The following is an 18852-nucleotide window of genomic DNA, read 5'->3' as shown; positions in this document are numbered from 1 at the left end:
CGCGACGTTTATAGCCCAGACGTCGATGACAGCCCTTTCATATAGCGCCAGAATTTCTCCGAAGCCACATTCAGCCGCGCATCAAGCCGATACAGATAAACGCCCATGCGGATCACGGCATTTTCCATGTTCAGGATCGCCAGCTCTTTGTTTTTCAGCTCTTCTTGAATCGAATAGTCCGGCAGCCAGGCAATGCCATACCCTTTCTTTGTCATACGCTTGAGCAAGTCGCTCATGGAAGAAACAAAGTTGACCGTAAACTTATCGCTATCGACGCTAGATAAGTAACGGCTGACCTGACGCCCCATATAGCTCGTCTCGGTATAATTGAGTAACGGCACCGATGAGGCGCTTACATCAAACAGCGGCTTCCCTGCACTGTCGCACGCGCAGACTGGATAAAGCCGAGATTCCAGTATCTTCTCGTGCATAAAGGGCTCGCCCATCAGATCCTCATTGTAAAACGAGAAAATGAAGTCGCTGCGTCCTTCTTTAAGATTCAGCACCGCTTCATCCACATCGATCGATTCAACATAGAAGATTTTTTCCTGCGGGTCCGGCACGTCTTTTAACAGCTCCGGCATGATAAACACCGACAGCGAATGCGCTGCCGCAATAGTGATCTTATTTTTGTAATTATCTCCACCGTGCAACTTATTGAGCTGATACTCCAAGTCGTCCAGCGTATTGCGGATATAGGCGTGGAACACGCGACCCTGTTCGGTTAATTGCAGCGGCAGCACGCTGCGGTCGAAAATATCAAACCCGACCGCCGCTTCCAGCGCCTGAATGCGCCGACTAAATGAGGATTGAGAGATATTCCGCTTCTCGGCAGCCAGCGTAAAACTACGGTGCTCTTCCAACATGATAAAGTCATAGAGCCACTTGGTTTCGATATTGTTTAGCATCACCCCTCACTCAAAACGCTCAGCGTCATGTTTTCGTTCCCTATACCCGTGTTTTACATCGCCAACAAAGAGTCGTCCCACCGCGTGCCGTTAAACCCAGTAAAAGCATAGAGATGCCAATAGTTATGCAAATCATACATAGCAGATGGGAATTTAGCAATTCACATTGCCCGCCAGTATGCGATTATCCTTTTAATTTCATAATGCTACAGGGTTAACAGCATGAACAGTCTCGTGGGAATTCTGGGTGGTATGGGGCCGGGTGCCACCGTCGATGCGATGCAAAAACTGATCAAAAACACGCCAGCGTATCGGGATCAAGACCACATTCCAATGATTGCGGTTTCTATTCCTGATATCCCAGACAGAACACAGTGCATTCTCCAGCACAGCGCGTCACCGCTGGGTAAAATGCTGCAATATATGAAAATTCTCGAAAACGCAGGCGCTGAATGCATCATTATTCCGTGTAATACCGCACATTATTGGTTCAATGAATTAAAACAACAGTGTAGTGCGGAAATGATCAGCATTATTGATGTGACCTGTCAGGCAATTAGGAATACCAATACAACACGCGTCGGCTTATTAGCGACGACGGCAACAGTGAAAGCGAGAATTTATCAGGACAATCTGATAACCGATAATATTGAGTGCTACACGCCGGATGATGCTGACCAACACCAGGTAATGGAAAGTATCTATGCCTATAAATCCGGTGATATTTCCGGGGCCTATAGCATGCTGTCACCGGTCAAAGATCGCCTATTGCAGGCTGGCGTCGAGAAAATCATTTTGGGTTGCACCGAGCTTCCACTGATTCTGGAACAGGAAGTCAGGATCTCACCACAGCACTATATCGATGCCACAGAAGAGTTAATCAAGAAAACGGTTGAGTGGTATTTTACCCACAACCAAAAAAATAACATCGCCGCTTAATTAGCCTTAGTTATTTATATTAATTCATTCAAATAAATATGCCACTCAACATTAACATGTTCGCCGAGTGGCATATTACGGCATACTCAATATTTAAAGAGTTTCAATTCCTAATAAAATACTCAGCAGACAAGATCGTAATAAAAATAGTCAATGATTATGACGGGAATTTCAGCGCACTGCTTTGCGCTCCAGAATTAGAAACAACCCAGGATTTAGCCGCCGCAGTTGTCATCAAACTGTATGAATAGTTAGATGATGCCGTCCATTTAGCCGCAGTTGATTTGCTCGCTACAGCCGCCGGTGAACTGCCATTATCCGTAAAGGTTGAGCCATTACCTTTATCATCAACCATGCCTTTCTTTTCAGCGCCGGTGCCAAATACGTTACGTTCAGAAAGCACGTTGGCATTCTGCGCAACCGTAAAGGCCAGGTTGAATTTATTGACGTAGTTGTTGAATACGTGGAAATAACCATAACGCATCAGGCCTGGCGCACGAACCTGAATATTCTCGTAATAGTTGTGGCAGATGGTCAAACGTGGGTAGCCATTGTATGCACTATTGTTGTCATCTGCCGGATGACCGAAAATACAGCCATATTTATGGTTTGAGAATAAGCAGTTACTGATCGTGACGTAATCCGCTTTTTCACCGATATAAATCAGTTTATCGAGGCTGCCGTCGCTATCACTCCACGTATGCCCCGGCCATGAACAGTGGTCCACCCAATATCCCTTACCGTAGTTCAGATATAATTGGATATCGTCATTGTCCTTGATTGAGACATCATGTTTAAAAACCAGATTCTGGAAAATGACGTTAGCTGAATTGCTCTCAGCGCGCAGGTGGATATTAGTCAGTACATTAGCCCCGCCGAAAGAACCGACAATGGTTTTATTGCTGCCAAATACGACCTTAGTCAAGGCTGATGCTTTTAGCGATGCTCCCAGCACCACGATGGTTTTTGTGGAACCGCTCACGGCGGACTTAAAATCGGCCAGAGAATTTACCGTAACAACTTTACCGCCCGACCCTCCGGTAACATTCGCTGCTTTTGCAAAACCGATAATCCCAGTAAGATTTGTTGTTGGGTAAGCCATAAATATCCCTCTTTACAATTAGTGAATAGTAGTGTCTTCCGATGCATTATTTAATCGATAATAAATAACACACCGCCGACAATTAAAGAGTGTATATAAGGGATTTCATTAAGCTTATTAATTGAGTTTAATAAAAAAGACAATCTTGCGAATAATTCAAATACAAATTAATGCGCTACCATCTTTTTAGTAAAAATGGCAGCATCAAAATGCGTATTACCAACCTTTCACTGCACCACCGTTAAAAATACGGTCGGCAGCCTGCTCAACTTCATCAGACTGATAGGCTTTAATAAATTTTCTGACGTTCTCCGCCGTTTTATTATCTTCACGCGTTACGATGATATTCACATACGGTGATTCTTTACCTTCGATGAAAATACCGTCTTTGGTTGGTGTTAAGCCCGTTTGCTGAATATATGTCGTACTGATTATCGCCACCGTCACTTGTGGATCGTCTAACAAACGTGGCAACTGCGCTCCTTCCACCTCCATAATACGCAGGTTATGTGGATTGGTCGTGATATCCAGCACCGTCGGCAATAAACCTGTATCCGGCTTAAGGGTAATTAATCCAGTTTTCTCCAGTAATAGCAGCGCTCGTCCCAGATTAGTGGGATCGAAAGGAATCGCAATCGTATCGCCGTCTTTCAGGTCGTTGATGTTTTTGATCTTATTCGAATAGCCTGCCATCGGGAAAACGAAGGTGTTCCCTACCGCCACCAGTTTATAACCGTGTTCGCGATTTTGCTGTTCCAGGAAAGGACGATGTTGAAATACGTTCGCATCCAGATCGCTTTTATCCGTTGCCTCGTTCGGCAATAGCGAACCGCTAAACCCAACCAGCTCGACATCCAGATTATATTTTTCTTTTGCAACTTTCTTCGCGACGTCGGCGACATCCTGCTCTGCGCCGTTAATCACACCAACTTTAATATGATTGGCAGAACTACCTGCATTATCGCACGCGGTCAACGCCATTGCGGCTGTGACCATTCCCGCCACCAGCGTTATACGCCATTTATTCATCATTCTGTTTCACCTGATATCGTAAACACATCGATTTCTAAATACATAGATTTAAGGAGAAAAACAGTATGTCTCTCGATAAAATGAGTCAAATAACTCCGCGTTCTATCAATATGCCTTTCACCATTCGATCAATAAATAGAATTGTATATACCCTAAATAATTCGAGTTGCGTGAAGGCGGCAATCGAGCGAATCCCCAGGAGCTTACACAAGTAAGTGACTGGGGTGAGTAAGAGCAGCCAACGCACAAGCAGCTTGAAGTATGACGGGTATATCTGTTAAGCCGATTCCATTTTAATTATCTGCTATTGCTCGCCTCTGCATTCCCCCGCATTATGGCGCTTTGATGACTTTGGATTCACACGGCGAAACCATGATTAATGTGGCTTTGGTTGACGATCACATCGTTGTACGGTCTGGCTTTGCACAGCTTCTGACATTAGAGAATGACATTCAGGTCGTTGGCCAATATGGCTCGGCGGCACAGGCGTGGCCGCATCTGCTCAAACAGCCGATTGACGTTGCCGTGATTGATATCGCCATGCCCGATGAAAGCGGCCTGTCGTTATTAACCCGCCTACGTCAGCAGCGCCCCAATTTTCGCGCCATTATTCTAAGCATCTATGACACCACTGCGTTTGTACAAAGTGCGTTGGATGCGGGCGCGGGCGGCTACCTAACGAAGCGCTGTGGCCCAGAAGAGTTAGTGCAGGCGGTTCGCGTGGTCAGCAGCGGTGGCCTTTACCTGTGTGCCGATGCGCTGCACGCCATTCGCCATCAGCAGCAGCCACCGAAGGAGTTACTGACGCTGACACCACGCGAGCGAGAAATATTCAGCCTGCTGATCAACGGGATTAGCGTCAAAAGCATCGCTGAACAGCTCGAACTTAGCCATAAGACGGTTCATGTTCACCGCGCCAATATTCTCAGTAAATTACAGTGTGAATCCACGGTAGAACTGGTGCACTTTGCACTGCAACACCAGTTGCTGGCCGGGAAATAGGCCATGCGCCGCCTGCACGTCATCGGTATGACGCTGTTTCTGGCCTTTTTCTACAGCCTGATTTGGCTGGCGCTATGGACCATCAGTTTCTATCTGAGCAATAACGGCCAGCAGGCTACGCTGCTGTTACCGCAAGGGCTGCGGCTGGCGTTGATGATTTTGCTGCCGCGCAAATACTGGCCGACCTTGCTGCTTTCAGAAATCGCTATCCAGAGCTGGCTTATCAGCGAGCAGCTCATGACGCGCTCGCTATTACTGCTTTCTCCCTTTCTGAGCCTGATTCCGGCCGTCATCACACATAAAATCTGGCACCGCTATACGCTTTATTGGCAACGACTGCTGCTGTTGCTGGCGGCATTGACGCTCAACAGCATTTTGCACGGCATCGCCATTGGCCCTTGGTTACATTCGCAGCTGACACAAACGCTGCTGGCCACGTTTACCGGCGGCGTACTCCTGATTCCGTTCATCTATCTGCTGTACGAATACATCAAACAGCAGCATTTGCAGACCTTGCTGGCGCAGGAGATTCCCGATCCACCGCTGCGTACTTCGCTGCTGATTTGGTGCTCGCTGTTTTTTTCTATCGGCGTTTGCCTGCAAATGGCGTTCACACCCGAGATGGAACGCCTGCTGCTGATCTTCGTTTTTCTGCCTAATGTGGTGATGGCGTATAAATTCGGCTGGCAAGGTGGCGTACTGTCCGCCGTACTCGGCAGCCTGATGATTGCCGTCACGCGTCAAGTGAGCGGAGCCTTTGATGACCTGCGCGAGCTCGAACTGTTTCTCTCTACGCAGGCGCTGCTCGGCATTGGATTGGGTATCGCTATCAGCCGTCAGCAACAGCTGGCACAGCGGCTCCAGCGCTATCGTCAGCAGTTGGAACAGGAGCTAAAAACCCGGCGGCGGCTGATGGAACGTATCATCCATACCGAAGAAGCCGTGCGCAAAGATATCGCGCGCGAGCTGCACGATGATATCGGCCAAAACATCACCGCGATTCAGATTCAGGCCATGCTGGTGAAACACAGTGCCCCTGCCGATGCAGCCCAACATGCAGCCGGACAAATCAGCGAGCTGTCGCGGCGAATCCACCACACCACACGCCAGCTGTTGCGCCAGCTGCGCCCGCCGGTGCTGGATGAAATGGTGCTGGATAAAGCACTGCATCATCTGGCAGATGAGTTCGCCTTTGCGGCTCGCGGCATCCAGTTTCAGTTGGATTATCAGCTCCCCACGCCCCCTCATGATGACGTGGTAATTTTCACGCTTTATCGGCTGGTGCAGGAACTGCTCAACAACATCAACAAACACGCCAGCGCCACACAGATTACCGTCCGTCTCAGCCAGCAGGATGACCTGATTACGCTCGACGTCATTGATAACGGCGTAGGCATCGCACAAAAAGGCAGTACACATTCGACAGGCAGCGGCTTCGGCCTACGGGGTATTGAAGAACGCGTGCAGGCACTGGGCGGAAATTGGTTGGTGAAAGCCGCCGTCAGCGGTGAACCCACAACGCCGCGCGGCACGCACATAATTGTTAACCTGCCCACAAAATTTAAACAAAAAGACGACTAGCTAGGAATTATTCTTAGCCATCTAAAACCTTGTCTCATCCTTTTTAATTCGTATCCCCCTACTCTTCTCTCAACGCGACGGAGAACCCCATGCAAGCACCCATGTTTCCAAAGGGACAGCTTTCACCAACACAAATCAGTCAGCGCTATCGCTACTGGCGACCGCGGTTGTTGATTTCCATGGTTATCGGGTACGCCACGTTTTACCTGACGCGTAAAAGCATCAACTTCGTCATGCCGGTGATGCAGTTGGAATTAGGGTTAAGCAAAGGCGATATCGGTCTGCTGGGGACGCTGTTTTACCTCTGTTATGGCGCGTCTAAATTTATCTCCGGCATCGTGTGCGATCGCACTCAGGTGCGCTGGTTTATGGGTGTCGGACTGATGATTACCGGCGTGCTGAACATTCTGTTCATGTACTGCCAGTCACTCACCGGTTTGCTGATTGTCTGGGCGCTGAACGGTTTCTTTCAGGGCTGGGGTTGGCCCCCTTGCGCCAGACTGCTGAGCAGTTGGTATTCGCGTAATGAGCGCGGCCTCTGGTGGGGATGCTGGAATACGTCGATCAACATCGGCGGCGCGGCGGTTCCCTTACTCGCAGGCTATCTGGCCTCCGAATGGGGGTGGCAAGCGGCGCTGCTGGTGCCGGGCATTATCGGGATTGTGATCGGGCTGTGGCTGTGTTGGCAGTTGTGCGACAAACCGCAGCAGCAAGGGTTGCCAAGCGTCGGTCAGTGGCGACGCGACGCGCTGGAGCTTCGTCAGGAGCAGCAGAGCCCGCCGATGCCGATGCGTCAGATTCTGCGCGATGCGATTTTGCGTAACCGTACCATCTGGCTGCTCGGGTTTTCCTACATTCTGGTGTACCTGATTCGTATCGCACTGAATGACTGGGGAAACATCTGGCTGTCGGAGAGCCACGGATTCAACCTACTCAGCGCTAACGCCACGCTGTCGCTATTTGAACTGGGTGGATTGCTGGGAGCGCTGTTTGCTGGTTGGGGTTCGGATCTGCTGTTTCGTGGTCAACGCGCACCGATGATTTTGCTGTTCGCACTTGGGCTGTTTTTAACCATGACCGCGCTGTGGCTGGCACCGATTCACCACTATTCACTGCTCGCAGCCTGTTTCTTCAGTATCGGTTTTTTTGTTTTTGGACCACAGATGTTGATCGGTCTGGCTGCGACGGAATACAGCCATAAGGATGCCGCAGGCACGGTGACAGGTTTTCTGGCGTTGTTTGCCTATCTGGGGGCGGCGCTGGCGGGCTGGCCGCTGGCACAGGTGCTGCAACACTACGGATGGTCGGGATTTTTTACTCTGCTGGCGTTGGCCTCAGCCTGCATCGGACTGTTATTGATGCCGCTGCTGATGGCAGGTGTCAGCCGCCGGGAACGTTTGATGACATCAAAATAGCAATAATAATCGATAACTATACCCTAAATAATTCGAGTTTCAGGAAGGCGGCGACACAGCGAATCCCCAGGAGCTTACTCCAGTAAGTGACTGGGGTGAGCGAGGAAAGCCAACGCACATGCAACTTGAAGTATGACGGGGATATACAAAGGAAAACATCATGAAACTGACTACCTTAACGACCCTCATCGCCGCTGGACTGACCGTTGCTGCCGTTACCACCACTACCGCTCGGGCTGAAGGTCGCCTGGTCATTTACTGTAGCGCCACCAACGCCTTCTGCGAGGAGGAAGCCAAGGCCTTCGGTGAAAAACACAACGTTAAAACTTCCTTTATCCGCAACGGTTCCGGCAGCACGCTGGCGAAAGTCGATGCGGAGAAGAAGAACCCACAAGCTGATGTGTGGTACGGCGGCACGCTGGATCCGCAATCTCAAGCGGGCGAAATGGATCTGCTGGAACCCTATCAGTCTAAAAATCTTGATCAGATCATGCCGCAGTTCCGCGATCCCGCCAAACGTAAAGGCAACTACTCGTCTGCGGTTTACGTCGGCATTCTCGGCTTCGGCGTTAACACCGACCGTCTGAAAGAGAAAAATCTGCCGGTGCCACAGTGCTGGAAAGATCTGACCAACCCTATCTACAAAGGCGAAATTCAGATTGCTGACCCACAGAGTTCCGGTACAGCCTATACCGCACTGGCGACCTTCTCCCAGCTTTGGGGTCAGGATCAGGCCTTTGATTATCTGAAGAAATTGAACACCAACGTATCGCAATACACCAAATCCGGTATTGCCCCGGCACGCAACGCCGCGCGTGGCGAAACCGCTATCGGCATTGGCTTCCTGCACGACTACTCGCTGGAAAAAGAGAAAGGCGCACCGCTGGCACTGATCTCCCCGTGTGAAGGCACTGGCTATGAAATTGGCGGCGTCAGCATCCTGAAAGGCGCGCGCAATATGGATAACGCCAAGCTGTTCGTTGACTGGGCGCTGTCAAAAGAAGCACAGGAACTCTCCTGGAAGAAAGGCCAGTCCTACCAGATTCTGACTAACACCACCGCAGAAGCGTCCCCACTGTCGCTGAAGTTGCAGGACCTGAAACTGATCAACTACGACATGGACAAATACGGCGCGGCAGACGTGCGTAAAGAGCTGATTTCCAAGTGGGTTAACGAAGTCAAAATGGGCCAATAATCTCGACTGATTGCCCTTGATTGATTGCCTTTGATTCATTGTAAAAAGAACGGGAACACTGCGATATGCGCGTTTCGCTTAACGCAGTGTTCTCAACATCGCTGATTAACCATTACTCAATATTATTAACCAACCAATACCTGTGACGATTCAATCTCATAAAACAATTCGATAAAACTTGCACGCACCAGGGAACCATCATGTCACACACACTAACTCTCTCACCGACGCCTAAACGGGATCCCGTTTTCCTGTGGCTGGCGCTGATTGCAGCGACATTTTTGCTGCTGCCAGCGTGGAGCCTGGATTATGGCCTGCTCGATGCCTCACGCGATGAACTGCTGGCGGCCTACAGCTGGTCGAACCTGAATATCAGCCTGCTTTGGTTTCTGCTCCCGTTAGGATTACTGGCGCGTCCACTGCTTACGCCCAGCCGGGAACAGCGTGGTCGCCACCGTTTTGATGCGGCTTATGCGTTGTTCTGCGCCCTCTTTGTAGTCATTAGTGCGACCATTGAAGGCCGTGGCATGGGCTATGGCACCCTTGGGCTATTTGTTGCGCTGAGTGCGATTATTACGCTGGCGCTCTCGCGGCTTGACTGGCTGGGTGGCGATCGCTTCGTCATCGGCTCGCTCATCAGCATCATTGCGCTGATTAGCGTGTTTATTCTTTACCCCAGCATCGCTATCTTCATTCCGATGTTCACCAACGACAGTGGTGAATTCGCGCCGCTGTCGTTTATGCAGATTCTAAGTCAGGCCCACATTTTACGGGTGATCTGGAATTCATTCCTGCTGTCGGTTGCCGTCGGTATCGGCTGTACCTTCTTCGGTATGGTGCTGGCGATTTATACCTCGCGTATTGCACGACGTTCCGCAATTATCGGCCGCATTTTCTCCATCCTGCCTATCGTTACACCACCGTTTGTCGTCGGGTTAGGCGTGACGCTGATGATGGGCCGTTCCGGTTATATCACCGAGCTGATGGTGACTTGGTTTGGTCTGACGAACACCAACTGGCTGTATGGTTTTACCGGTATCTGGCTGGCGCAGGTGCTCGCCTTCACACCGATGTCGTTTATGATTCTCGAAGGCGCGATGAAGACGATTCATCCGTCGCTGGAAGAAGCATCGTATACGCTGCGAGCCAACCGCTATCAAACCTTTCAGCGAGTGTTCCTGCCCTTGCTAAAACCGGCGCTGGCTAACTCGTTCTTGATCGTGATCGTCCAGTCGCTGGCCGATTTCAGTAACCCGCTGGTGCTGGGCGGCAACTTCGACGTACTCGCTACCCAGATTTACTTCTACATCACCGGGGCACAGTTGGATTACCAGTCGGCCAGTACGCTCGGTGTTGTCCTGCTGCTGTTCTCACTGGCCGTGTTCTGCGTGCAATATCTGTGGATCGGTAAACGCTCCTACGTCACGATTTCCGGCAAATCCTCCCGGGGTGATGTGCAGCCGCTGCCGGTTTCGCTGGTGTGGATCGTCAGCATCCTGCTTTATGTCTGGATTGCCTTTAACGTTCTGCTGTACGGCAGCATTTTCTACGGCAGCTTTACCGTTAACTGGGGCGTGGATTACACCCTGACGCTGGCAAACTTCAGCAAGCTGTTCGGACAAGGCTTTAGCGAAGGCGCCTGGCCTTCCTTACTGGATACGCTGCTGTTCGCGGGCATCGCCGCACCGATTACGGCACTGTTTGGGCTACTGATCGCCTACATCGTGGTCCGTCAGCAGTTCTACGGCAAGAAGGCTATCGAGTTCACTACCATGCTGTGCTTTGCGGTGCCGGGCACCGTTGCTGGTGTGTCTTATATCCTGGCCTTTAACAGCGCGCCGGTTTACTTAACGGGAACCGCGGTGATCGTCATCATGTCGATGGTCATGCGTAACGTGCCGGTCGGTATTCGCGCCGGTATCGCTGGGCTGGGGCAGTTGGATAAATCACTGGACGAGGCGTCGCTCAGCCTGAGGGCGGGTTCGATGCGCACGGTGTTTTATATTCTGCTACCGCTGCTACGTCCGGCCATTCTGTCCGCACTGATTTACAGCTTCGTGCGTGCTATTACCACCGTCAGCGCCATTATCTTTCTGGTTACACCGGATACTCGCGTCGCCACGTCTTACATTCTTAACCGCGTGGAAGACGGTGAATACGGTATGGCGATTGCCTACGGCTCCATCCTGATTGTGGTCATGCTGGCCATTATTTTCCTGTTCGATTATCTGGTCGGTGAAGCGCGGGTTTCCCGCACGAAAGCCAAGAATAATGCCTAAGCGGAGTGATTACCTTGAATACTGAAAAAAGCTTTGTCGAACTGAAGCACATCACTAAACGTTTCGGCAACAACACCGTCATTGATGATTTGAATCTGGCGATCCCACAGGGAAAAATGGTCACGCTGCTCGGGCCATCAGGCTGCGGTAAAACCACGGTACTCCGCGCGGTTGCCGGGTTGGAAAAACCGACAGAAGGCCAGATTTTCATCGACGGCGAAGACGTCACCGAGCGCTCGATTCAACAGCGTGATATCTGCATGGTGTTCCAGTCTTACGCCCTTTTCCCGCATATGTCGTTGGGCGAAAATATCGGCTACGGGCTAAAAATGCTCGGTCGCCCGAAGGCAGAAATCAATCAACGCGTGAAAGAAGCGCTGGCGCTGGTCGATCTGGAAGGGTTTGAAGATCGCTATGTCGACCAGATTTCCGGTGGGCAGCAACAGCGTGTCGCTCTGGCGCGTGCGCTGATCCTTAAACCTAAAGTCCTGCTGTTCGATGAGCCACTGAGTAACCTTGACGCCAACCTGCGCCGCAGTATGCGTGAGAAAATCCGTGAGCTTCAGCAGCAGTTCAACATCACCTCGCTGTACGTCACGCACGATCAGAGCGAAGCCTTTGCGGTGTCCGACATGGTTCTGGTGATGAACAAAGGCAAAATCATGCAGTTGGGCGCACCACAGGAACTCTATCGCCAGCCCGCTTCCCGCTTCATGGCCAGCTTTATGGGAGATGCCAATATCTTCCCTGCCACCTTCACGGCAGACAGCGTAAATATCTATGGCTACCTCATTCCGCGCCCGCAGGGGTTTGCTGCGGGATTAAGTGAATCGACCGTCGGTATTCGCCCGGAAGCTATTACACTCAGCCATCAGGGTGAAGAAAGCCAGCGCTGCACCATCACGCAGGTCGCCTATATGGGGCCACAGTACGAAGTGCAGGTGGACTGGCACGGTCAGTCGATGCTGTTGCAGGTTAACGCCACTCAGCTTCAGCCGAATCCGGGCGACAGTTACTATCTGCAAATTCACCCTTACGGCATGTTTGTCCTGTCCGAACAGTAAATATCGGATAACTCACTACCCACATACCGGGAGCGTTCGCTCCCGGTTTTACTGTTGACCTGCTTCAATTGCGCCGGAGTACATACACCGGTTACGGATTCCCCGCGCGATTTGTTATGATAATGCCCTTTCACGCACGGAATGATCGCCATGAAACAGAAACCCATAACATTACATGATGTCGCCGAGTACGCAGGGGTTTCCTATCAGACGGTTTCCCGAGTGCTGAATCAAGCGCCTCATGTTTCATCCCGTACTCGCAATAAAGTGGAACAGGCGATGGCGGCGCTGAATTACACGCCTAACCGCGTCGCACAGCAGCTAGCAGGGAAAACCATCACCACGCTGGGGCTGGTAACAACCGATCTTTCACTCCATGCACCATCACAAATTGCTGCCGCGATTAAGAGTACCGCCAGCCAGCTGGGGATCAACATCGTGATGTCCATGCTGAGCAGCCCGGATGTCAACACGTGTAATAACGCCGTTAACGACCTGCTTTCTCAGCGGGTTAGCGGCGTCATCGTGAATGTTCCGCTATCGACGGATGAAGTCGCCCACATTAGCCAAACCTGTGCCGATACGCCCGTGCTGTTTATGGATGCCGATCCCCATACCGACATACTCAATGTCATGTTCGATCCCGACCACGGTGCGCGGTTGGCTATCGCGCATCTGGTGGAACTAGGGCATCAACATATCGCTCTGTTGACTGGGCCAATGACCTCGATTTCCGCACGCCTACGCTATGAAGGCTGGCTAGCCGAGCTAGAAAAACAGCAATTGTCCCCCGCTTCGGTACTGCACGGTGACTGGAGCGCTGCTTCCGGTTATTACCAAACACTGGCCCTGCTGGGACAATCCCTGCGCATATCCGCCATTGTTGTAGCGAACGATCAAATGGCGCTTGGCGTTCTACGCGCACTGCACGAATATGGCCTGCGCGTGCCGGAGCAGATGTCGGTGATCGGCTTTGACGATACTCAGGACAGCGCTTATTACACCCCGCCACTGACGACCATTCGCCAGGATTTCAGGCTATTAGGTAAAGAAGGCGTCACCCGTTTGCTCGCTACGCTGCGCGATCCTACTCAGGCCACTTCACTACTGTTACCCACCGAACTGATCGTACGCCATAGCACCGCCATCCATTCATCAACCCATGCTTCCCTGCAAGAATTAACAAAAAATCTGTTGGACATTACACGCCAGCTCCAGCGCTTGTAACCCATTACACGACAGCGCTGTTTTCACCTCGCCTGCCTAACCCTAACAAAATAAGCTTATAAACAATAATTTAGTCTTTAACTCCTGTTAATTTATTGCGCGCAGCTTTCCAAATTCGATGTTATCTCATTCGTTTTGCAAACGATCTTTGTGATCGCTTCCACTTTATTGTCACATTCCTCTTTACTCACTTTGGCAAGTCGATATGTTATGGAAAACACAAATTGTGAGCGGATAACAATTTCATTTAACCAATCACAATGACAGACTCAAGACGTTCAGGAGTAAAGCCATCATGAGCGACAGCGTTTTATCGAATCCAACACGCCAGCATGCTACGCTGCGAGAAATTCTTGCCCGACGTGATTGGGAAAACCCAGCTTGTACAAACTATCAGAGGCTTCCTGCTCACCCGCCATTCAACAGCTGGAGAAACGTGGCTGCTGCACACCAAGATGAACCATCTCAGCGTCTTCGTCGCTTGAATGGCGAGTGGAAGTTTAGTTATTTTACTCGCCCCGAAGCCGTGCCGGAAAGCTGGCTGCAGCAGGACCTGCCTGATTCCGCTACCATTCCGGTTCCTTCCAATTGGCAGTTACAGGGCTATGACACACCGATTTACACCAACGTAAAATATCCGATCCCCGTTAATCCGCCCTATGTTCCGGAAGATAATCCCACAGGTTGTTACTCGCTCACTTTTAAAGTCAATCATGACTGGCTCAGCTGCGGACAAACGCGGGTTATTTTTGATGGCGTCAATTCCGCGTTTTACCTCTGGTGTAACGGACACTGGGTGGGATATTCGCAGGATAGTCGCCTGCCTGCGGAGTTTGATATTAGTCGCTATCTGACGACAGGAGAGAATCGACTGGCGGTGATGGTGTTACGTTGGTCTGACGGAAGTTATCTGGAAGATCAGGATATGTGGCGTATGAGTGGTATTTTCCGCGACGTCACACTTCTACATAAACCGACGGTTCATCTTGGCGATATTCAACTCACTACGCCGCTCAGCGCCGATTTCCGCCATGGCACACTGGATATTCAGGTAAAGGCAACACTCTCCGAGTCTGAGGCAAAAAACTATCGCGTACACGCACAGCTTTGGCGCGGTAATAACCTCATTGGTGAGACACGACAGGCGTTCGGTAGCGACATTGTGGATGAACGTGGTGCCTACCATGACAGGGCTGCACTCCGTCTTGACGTGCAACGGCCCGATCTGTGGAGCGCCGAACTGCCGCATCTGTATCGCGCCGTCATCGCACTGGAAACAGCGGAAGGCGAACTGCTCGAAGCGGAAGCCTATGATGTCGGCTTCAGAAAAGTTGAAATTAGCAACGGCTTGCTGCTGCTGAATGGTAAACCGCTGCTAATCCGCGGCGTTAACCGCCATGAGCATCACCCGCAGAACGGTCAGGTGATGGATGAAGACACGATGCGGCGCGATATTATGCTGATGAAGCAGCATAATTTTAACGCGGTGCGCTGCTCCCATTACCCCAACCATCCGCTGTGGTATCGACTGTGCGATCGCTATGGTCTGTATATGGTGGATGAAGCGAACATTGAAACGCACGGCATGCAGCCAATGAACCGTCTCTCTGACGATCCCATGTGGCTGCCAGCCTACAGCGAACGCGTATCAAGGATGGTGCAGCGCGATCGCAATCACCCTTGCATCATTATCTGGTCATTGGGGAACGAATCCGGTTACGGCGCAAATCATGATGCGCTTTACCAGTGGATCAAACGCCACGACCCAACCCGGCCCGTGCATTACGAAGGCGGCGGTGCGAATAGTCGTGCGACCGACATTGTGTGCCCAATGTACGCCCGTGTTGATGAAGATCAGCCCTTCCCCAACGTACCCAAATGGTCGATCTCGAAATGGATTAGCATGCCGAATGAACATCGGCCACTCATCCTCTGCGAGTACGCGCACGCGATGGGCAACAGTTTGGGGGGATTCGCCCGCTACTGGAAAGCATTCCGCCAATACCCTCGGTTACAGGGTGGATTCATCTGGGATTGGGTCGATCAGGCACTGATCCGCCATGATGAACAAGGTAATGCCTACTGGGCGTACGGCGGAGATTTTGGCGATATGCCTAACGATCGCCAGTTCTGTCTGGACGGTCTACTTTTCCCCGATCGCACTCCACATCCCAGCCTATATGAAGCCCAACGAGCACAGCAGCATATTCAATTCGTCTGGCAGGCTGAATCCCCCTGTGAATTACGTGTTACCAGTGAATACCTGTTCCGTCATACGGACAACGAGCAGCTGAATTGGCACATTACGCTGGACGATAAGACCCTGGTAGAAGGTTCGCTGCCACTGAAGCTCGCTCCGCAGGCCACCCAAACCCTGACGCTGTTGGAATCACTTCCCACCGTCGATCGCGCAGGGGAGATTTGGCTCAATGTTGAAGTCGTGCAACCCAAAGAAACCGCCTGGTCGAAAGCAAACCATCGCTGTGCCTGGGATCAGTGGCAACTCCCTATACCGCTTCACCTGCCCGAGGCATCATGCTCTAAGCAGAAAATCCCACCGGTTTTACGAGCGTCCGATATCTATTTTGACGTCGTTCAGGGCGAACAACATTGGCGATTTAACCGCCAGAGCGGCTTGCTGGAGCAATGGTGGACAGCCGATACCCCAGCACTACTGACTCCGTTGCAGGATCAATTCGTTCGGGCACCACTGGATAACGACATCGGTATCAGCGAAGTCGATCGCATCGATCCACACGCGTGGGCCGAACGCTGGAAATCAGCTGGGCTTTATCAATTGCAGACACAGTGTGTTGCGATTCAGGCAGACCAACTCGCCGATGCCGTACACATTGTCACCGAGCATGTATTCCGCCATGCAGGGCAGATTCTGCTACGGAGTAAAAAGCGCTGGCAGATTGATGCATATGGCGTAATGACCGTCGATGTCGACGTTGATGTCGCGACTGTACTTCCGTCACTGGCCAGAGTCGGTTTGAGTTGCCAATTGGCTGACGTCGCGCCTCAGGTCAGTTGGATCGGGCTTGGGCCACATGAAAATTATCCCGACCGACAGCTCGCCGCACAGCATGGGCATTGGAATCTGCCATTGGATGACCTTCACACGCCCTACATTTTCCCATCGGAGAACGGGTTGCGCTGCAACACGCGTGCGCTGACATATGGCAAATGGGCTATCACCGGAAATTTCCACTTCGGGCTAAGCCGCTACGGACTAACTCAGTTGATGACGTGTACCCACCATCATTTATTAGAAAAGGAAAAAGGCGTTTGGCTCAATCTGGATGGCTTCCATATGGGAATTGGTGGCGATGACTCCTGGAGCCCCAGCGTTCATTGTGATGATTTGCTCACAGCAACGCATTATCACTATCGCGTCGCTATTCAACGTCACTAACCATATTGGTATGAAAAAACCGTATTAAAAAACAACGAAAGAGAGCGGCTACGCTGCTTCTTTCCATCTTGGTTGTATCCAGCAAGTATATATCCGCCATCAAAGTAAATGTTGCGAATATATACATATCGGAGAAGACAACATGTACTACCTACATAATAAGAATTTCTGGATATTTGGCCTGTTTTTCTTTTTTTATTTCTTCATCATGGGGGCTTACTTTCCCTTCTTCCCTATTTGGCTTCATGATATTAATCAAATAAGCAAAAGCGATACAGGAATTATCTTCGCCTGTATTTCTTTTTTCGCCTTACTATCCCAACCTATATTTGGCTTACTATCTGATAAATTAGGATTGAGAAAACACCTGTTATGGATTATCACCATAATGCTGGTGTTTTTTGCTCCGTTCTTTATCTATGTTTTTGGCCCGTTGTTAAAATACAATATCGTTTTAGGTTCTATCGTCGGTGGAATTTATCTGGGGTTTATCAACAACGGCGGCGCACCGGCCATTGAGGCCTATATCGAGAAAGTCAGCCGCCGCAGCCAGTTTGAATTTGGTCGTGCACGTCTATTCGGCTGCCTCGGTTGGGCGCTCTGCGCGTCTATTGTCGGCATCATGTTTACCATTAATAACCAGTTTGTTTTCTGGCTCGGCTCCGGTTGTGCCGTCATCCTCGCCATCCTATTGCTGCTAGCAAAGCCAGAGGCCTCCTCCAGCGCTATCGTTGCCGATCAAGTAGGCTCCAACCAGAAACCGTTCAACCTGAAAATGGCCGTTGAGTTGTTAAAAGAACGCAAAATCTGGTTCCTGACCCTCTATGTCGTTGGCGTTTCTTGCACTTATGATGTGTTCGATCAGCAATTTGCCAACTTCTTCACCTCATTTTTTGAAACCCGACAGGAAGGTACACGAGTATTCGGCTACGTTACAACATTGGGTGAATTGCTTAATGCCACTATCATGTTTTTTGCGCCGCTTATTGTGAACCGTATCGGCGGCAAGAATGCCCTTCTCATTGCCGGTACAATTATGTCCGTGCGAATTATTGGCTCTGCTTTTGCCGACTCTGTACTGGAAGTGATTGTGCTGAAAACGCTACACATGTTCGAAGTCCCCTTCCTGATCGTTGGCTGCTTCAAATACATTACCAGCGTTTTTGAAGTCCGCTTTTCTGCGACGATTTATTTGGTGTGCTTCTGCTTCTTTAAACAGGTATCGATCATTTTCATGTCCATCTTTGCTGGCAATATGTATGACAGCATCGGTTTTCATGGCACTTACCTGATCTTAGGCGGTATTGCCCTCTCCTTTACGGCGATATCCCTCTTCACTCTGTCAGGAAAAGGGCCGTTATATGCCTTTTCGGATAAACAGAAAACATCGGTGAATACACTTTAGCGGCAGCAGTACGCGATAAAACGCCGGTATTTGCCAAAAATATCGGCAGATTGCACATTCTCTCACCAAACGGTGCAGTTTTGTGGTTTACGCCTTTGACATGCACGGCACACGCCGTTATCATGCGCCCCGTTCACACGATTCCTCTGTAGTTCAGTCGGTAGAACGGCGGACTGTTAATCCGTATGTCACTGGTTCAAGTCCAGTCAGGGGAGCCAAATTAGAAACGCCCGCTTAAGGAAACTTAAGCGGGCGTTTTGCTTTTTAGCACTTTGTTCAATAAAT

13 protein-coding genes and 1 tRNA gene are annotated in these 18852 nt (G+C 50.6%); 11 read left to right on the top strand and 3 right to left on the bottom strand.

Features of this window, described 5'->3' with window-relative positions:
- Window positions 1-8: 8 nt before the first annotated feature.
- A complete protein-coding gene (gene hypT, locus DCX48_21210; protein ID QXE16806.1) occupies window positions 9-908 on the bottom strand; it encodes a hypochlorite stress DNA-binding transcriptional regulator HypT in 900 nt (299 codons plus the stop codon).
- A gap of 222 nt (window positions 909-1130) precedes the next feature.
- Between hypT and DCX48_21205 the strand changes: the two genes are divergently transcribed.
- A complete protein-coding gene (locus DCX48_21205) occupies window positions 1131-1847 on the top strand; it encodes an aspartate/glutamate racemase family protein (protein ID QXE16805.1) in 717 nt (238 codons plus the stop codon).
- A 157-nt stretch (window positions 1848-2004) separates the two neighbouring features.
- Here the strand turns inward: DCX48_21205 and DCX48_21200 are convergent, their stop codons facing one another.
- A complete protein-coding gene (locus DCX48_21200; protein QXE16804.1) occupies window positions 2005-2949 on the bottom strand; it encodes a pectate lyase in 945 nt (314 codons plus the stop codon).
- Window positions 2950-3165: 216 nt separating this feature from the next.
- Window positions 3166-3981 carry a MetQ/NlpA family lipoprotein gene (locus DCX48_21195; protein QXE16803.1) on the bottom strand — a complete coding sequence of 272 codons (816 nt, stop codon included), beginning with the start codon at window positions 3979-3981 and terminating at the stop codon, window positions 3166-3168.
- Window positions 3982-4353: 372 nt separating this feature from the next.
- Between DCX48_21195 and DCX48_21190 the strand changes: the two genes are divergently transcribed.
- The 10 genes from DCX48_21190 (at window position 4354) to DCX48_21145 (ending at window position 18785) form a co-directional block, all read left to right on the top strand.
- The gene (locus DCX48_21190; GenBank protein QXE17338.1) at window positions 4354-4983 is read left to right on the top strand and encodes a response regulator transcription factor; all 630 of its coding nucleotides are present in this window, start codon (window positions 4354-4356) and stop codon (window positions 4981-4983) included.
- A gap of 3 nt (window positions 4984-4986) precedes the next feature.
- Window positions 4987-6564, top strand: coding sequence for a sensor histidine kinase (locus DCX48_21185; GenBank protein ID QXE16802.1), 1578 nt, complete (start codon window positions 4987-4989; stop codon window positions 6562-6564).
- Window positions 6565-6653: 89 nt separating this feature from the next.
- Window positions 6654-7979 (top strand): MFS transporter, encoded by a 1326-nt coding sequence (locus DCX48_21180; GenBank protein QXE16801.1) that lies wholly within the window; start codon window positions 6654-6656, stop codon window positions 7977-7979.
- Between the two features lie 160 nt (window positions 7980-8139).
- Window positions 8140-9174 carry an ABC transporter substrate-binding protein gene (locus tag DCX48_21175; protein QXE16800.1) on the top strand — a complete coding sequence of 345 codons (1035 nt, stop codon included), beginning with the start codon at window positions 8140-8142 and terminating at the stop codon, window positions 9172-9174.
- A 200-nt stretch (window positions 9175-9374) separates the two neighbouring features.
- On the top strand, window positions 9375-11453 hold the full coding sequence (locus tag DCX48_21170) for an iron ABC transporter permease (GenBank protein ID QXE16799.1): 2079 nt from the start codon (window positions 9375-9377) through the stop codon (window positions 11451-11453).
- A gap of 14 nt (window positions 11454-11467) precedes the next feature.
- Window positions 11468-12517 carry a ferric ABC transporter ATP-binding protein gene (locus DCX48_21165; protein ID QXE16798.1) on the top strand — a complete coding sequence of 350 codons (1050 nt, stop codon included), beginning with the start codon at window positions 11468-11470 and terminating at the stop codon, window positions 12515-12517.
- A 150-nt stretch (window positions 12518-12667) separates the two neighbouring features.
- Window positions 12668-13744 carry a LacI family DNA-binding transcriptional regulator gene (locus DCX48_21160; GenBank protein ID QXE16797.1) on the top strand — a complete coding sequence of 359 codons (1077 nt, stop codon included), beginning with the start codon at window positions 12668-12670 and terminating at the stop codon, window positions 13742-13744.
- A gap of 295 nt (window positions 13745-14039) precedes the next feature.
- Complete coding sequence (locus DCX48_21155) at window positions 14040-17162, top strand: beta-galactosidase (GenBank protein ID QXE16796.1); 3123 nt, start codon at window positions 14040-14042, stop codon at window positions 17160-17162.
- 142 nt (window positions 17163-17304) lie between these two features.
- Window positions 17305-18567, top strand: coding sequence for an MFS transporter (locus DCX48_21150; GenBank protein QXE16795.1), 1263 nt, complete (start codon window positions 17305-17307; stop codon window positions 18565-18567).
- Window positions 18568-18709: 142 nt separating this feature from the next.
- Window positions 18710-18785 (top strand) — tRNA-Asn (locus DCX48_21145).
- Window positions 18786-18852: the final 67 nt, after the last annotated feature.

The sequence above is a fragment of the Pectobacterium atrosepticum genome (genome assembly GCA_019056595.1).
Taxonomy (GTDB): domain Bacteria; phylum Pseudomonadota; class Gammaproteobacteria; order Enterobacterales; family Enterobacteriaceae; genus Pectobacterium; species Pectobacterium atrosepticum.
Note: the sequence above shows the minus strand (reverse complement) of the source record. Positions and strands in the feature narration are given on the sequence as shown.

What these genes read in the sequence shown, in the direction of transcription:
- hypT (QXE16806.1), bottom strand. Translation starts at nt 908, where the DNA reads ATGCTAAACAATATCGAAACCAAGTGGCTCTATGACTTTATCATGTTG.
- DCX48_21205 (QXE16805.1), top strand. Translation starts at nt 1,131, where the DNA reads ATGAACAGTCTCGTGGGAATTCTGGGTGGTATGGGGCCGGGTGCCACC.
- DCX48_21200 (QXE16804.1), bottom strand. Translation starts at nt 2,949, where the DNA reads ATGGCTTACCCAACAACAAATCTTACTGGGATTATCGGTTTTGCAAAA.
- DCX48_21195 (QXE16803.1), bottom strand. Translation starts at nt 3,981, where the DNA reads ATGATGAATAAATGGCGTATAACGCTGGTGGCGGGAATGGTCACAGCC.
- DCX48_21190 (QXE17338.1), top strand. Translation starts at nt 4,354, where the DNA reads ATGATTAATGTGGCTTTGGTTGACGATCACATCGTTGTACGGTCTGGC.
- DCX48_21185 (QXE16802.1), top strand. Translation starts at nt 4,987, where the DNA reads ATGCGCCGCCTGCACGTCATCGGTATGACGCTGTTTCTGGCCTTTTTC.
- DCX48_21180 (QXE16801.1), top strand. Translation starts at nt 6,654, where the DNA reads ATGCAAGCACCCATGTTTCCAAAGGGACAGCTTTCACCAACACAAATC.
- DCX48_21175 (QXE16800.1), top strand. Translation starts at nt 8,140, where the DNA reads ATGAAACTGACTACCTTAACGACCCTCATCGCCGCTGGACTGACCGTT.
- DCX48_21170 (QXE16799.1), top strand. Translation starts at nt 9,375, where the DNA reads ATGTCACACACACTAACTCTCTCACCGACGCCTAAACGGGATCCCGTT.
- DCX48_21160 (QXE16797.1), top strand. Translation starts at nt 12,668, where the DNA reads ATGAAACAGAAACCCATAACATTACATGATGTCGCCGAGTACGCAGGG.
- DCX48_21155 (QXE16796.1), top strand. Translation starts at nt 14,040, where the DNA reads ATGAGCGACAGCGTTTTATCGAATCCAACACGCCAGCATGCTACGCTG.
- DCX48_21150 (QXE16795.1), top strand. Translation starts at nt 17,305, where the DNA reads ATGTACTACCTACATAATAAGAATTTCTGGATATTTGGCCTGTTTTTC.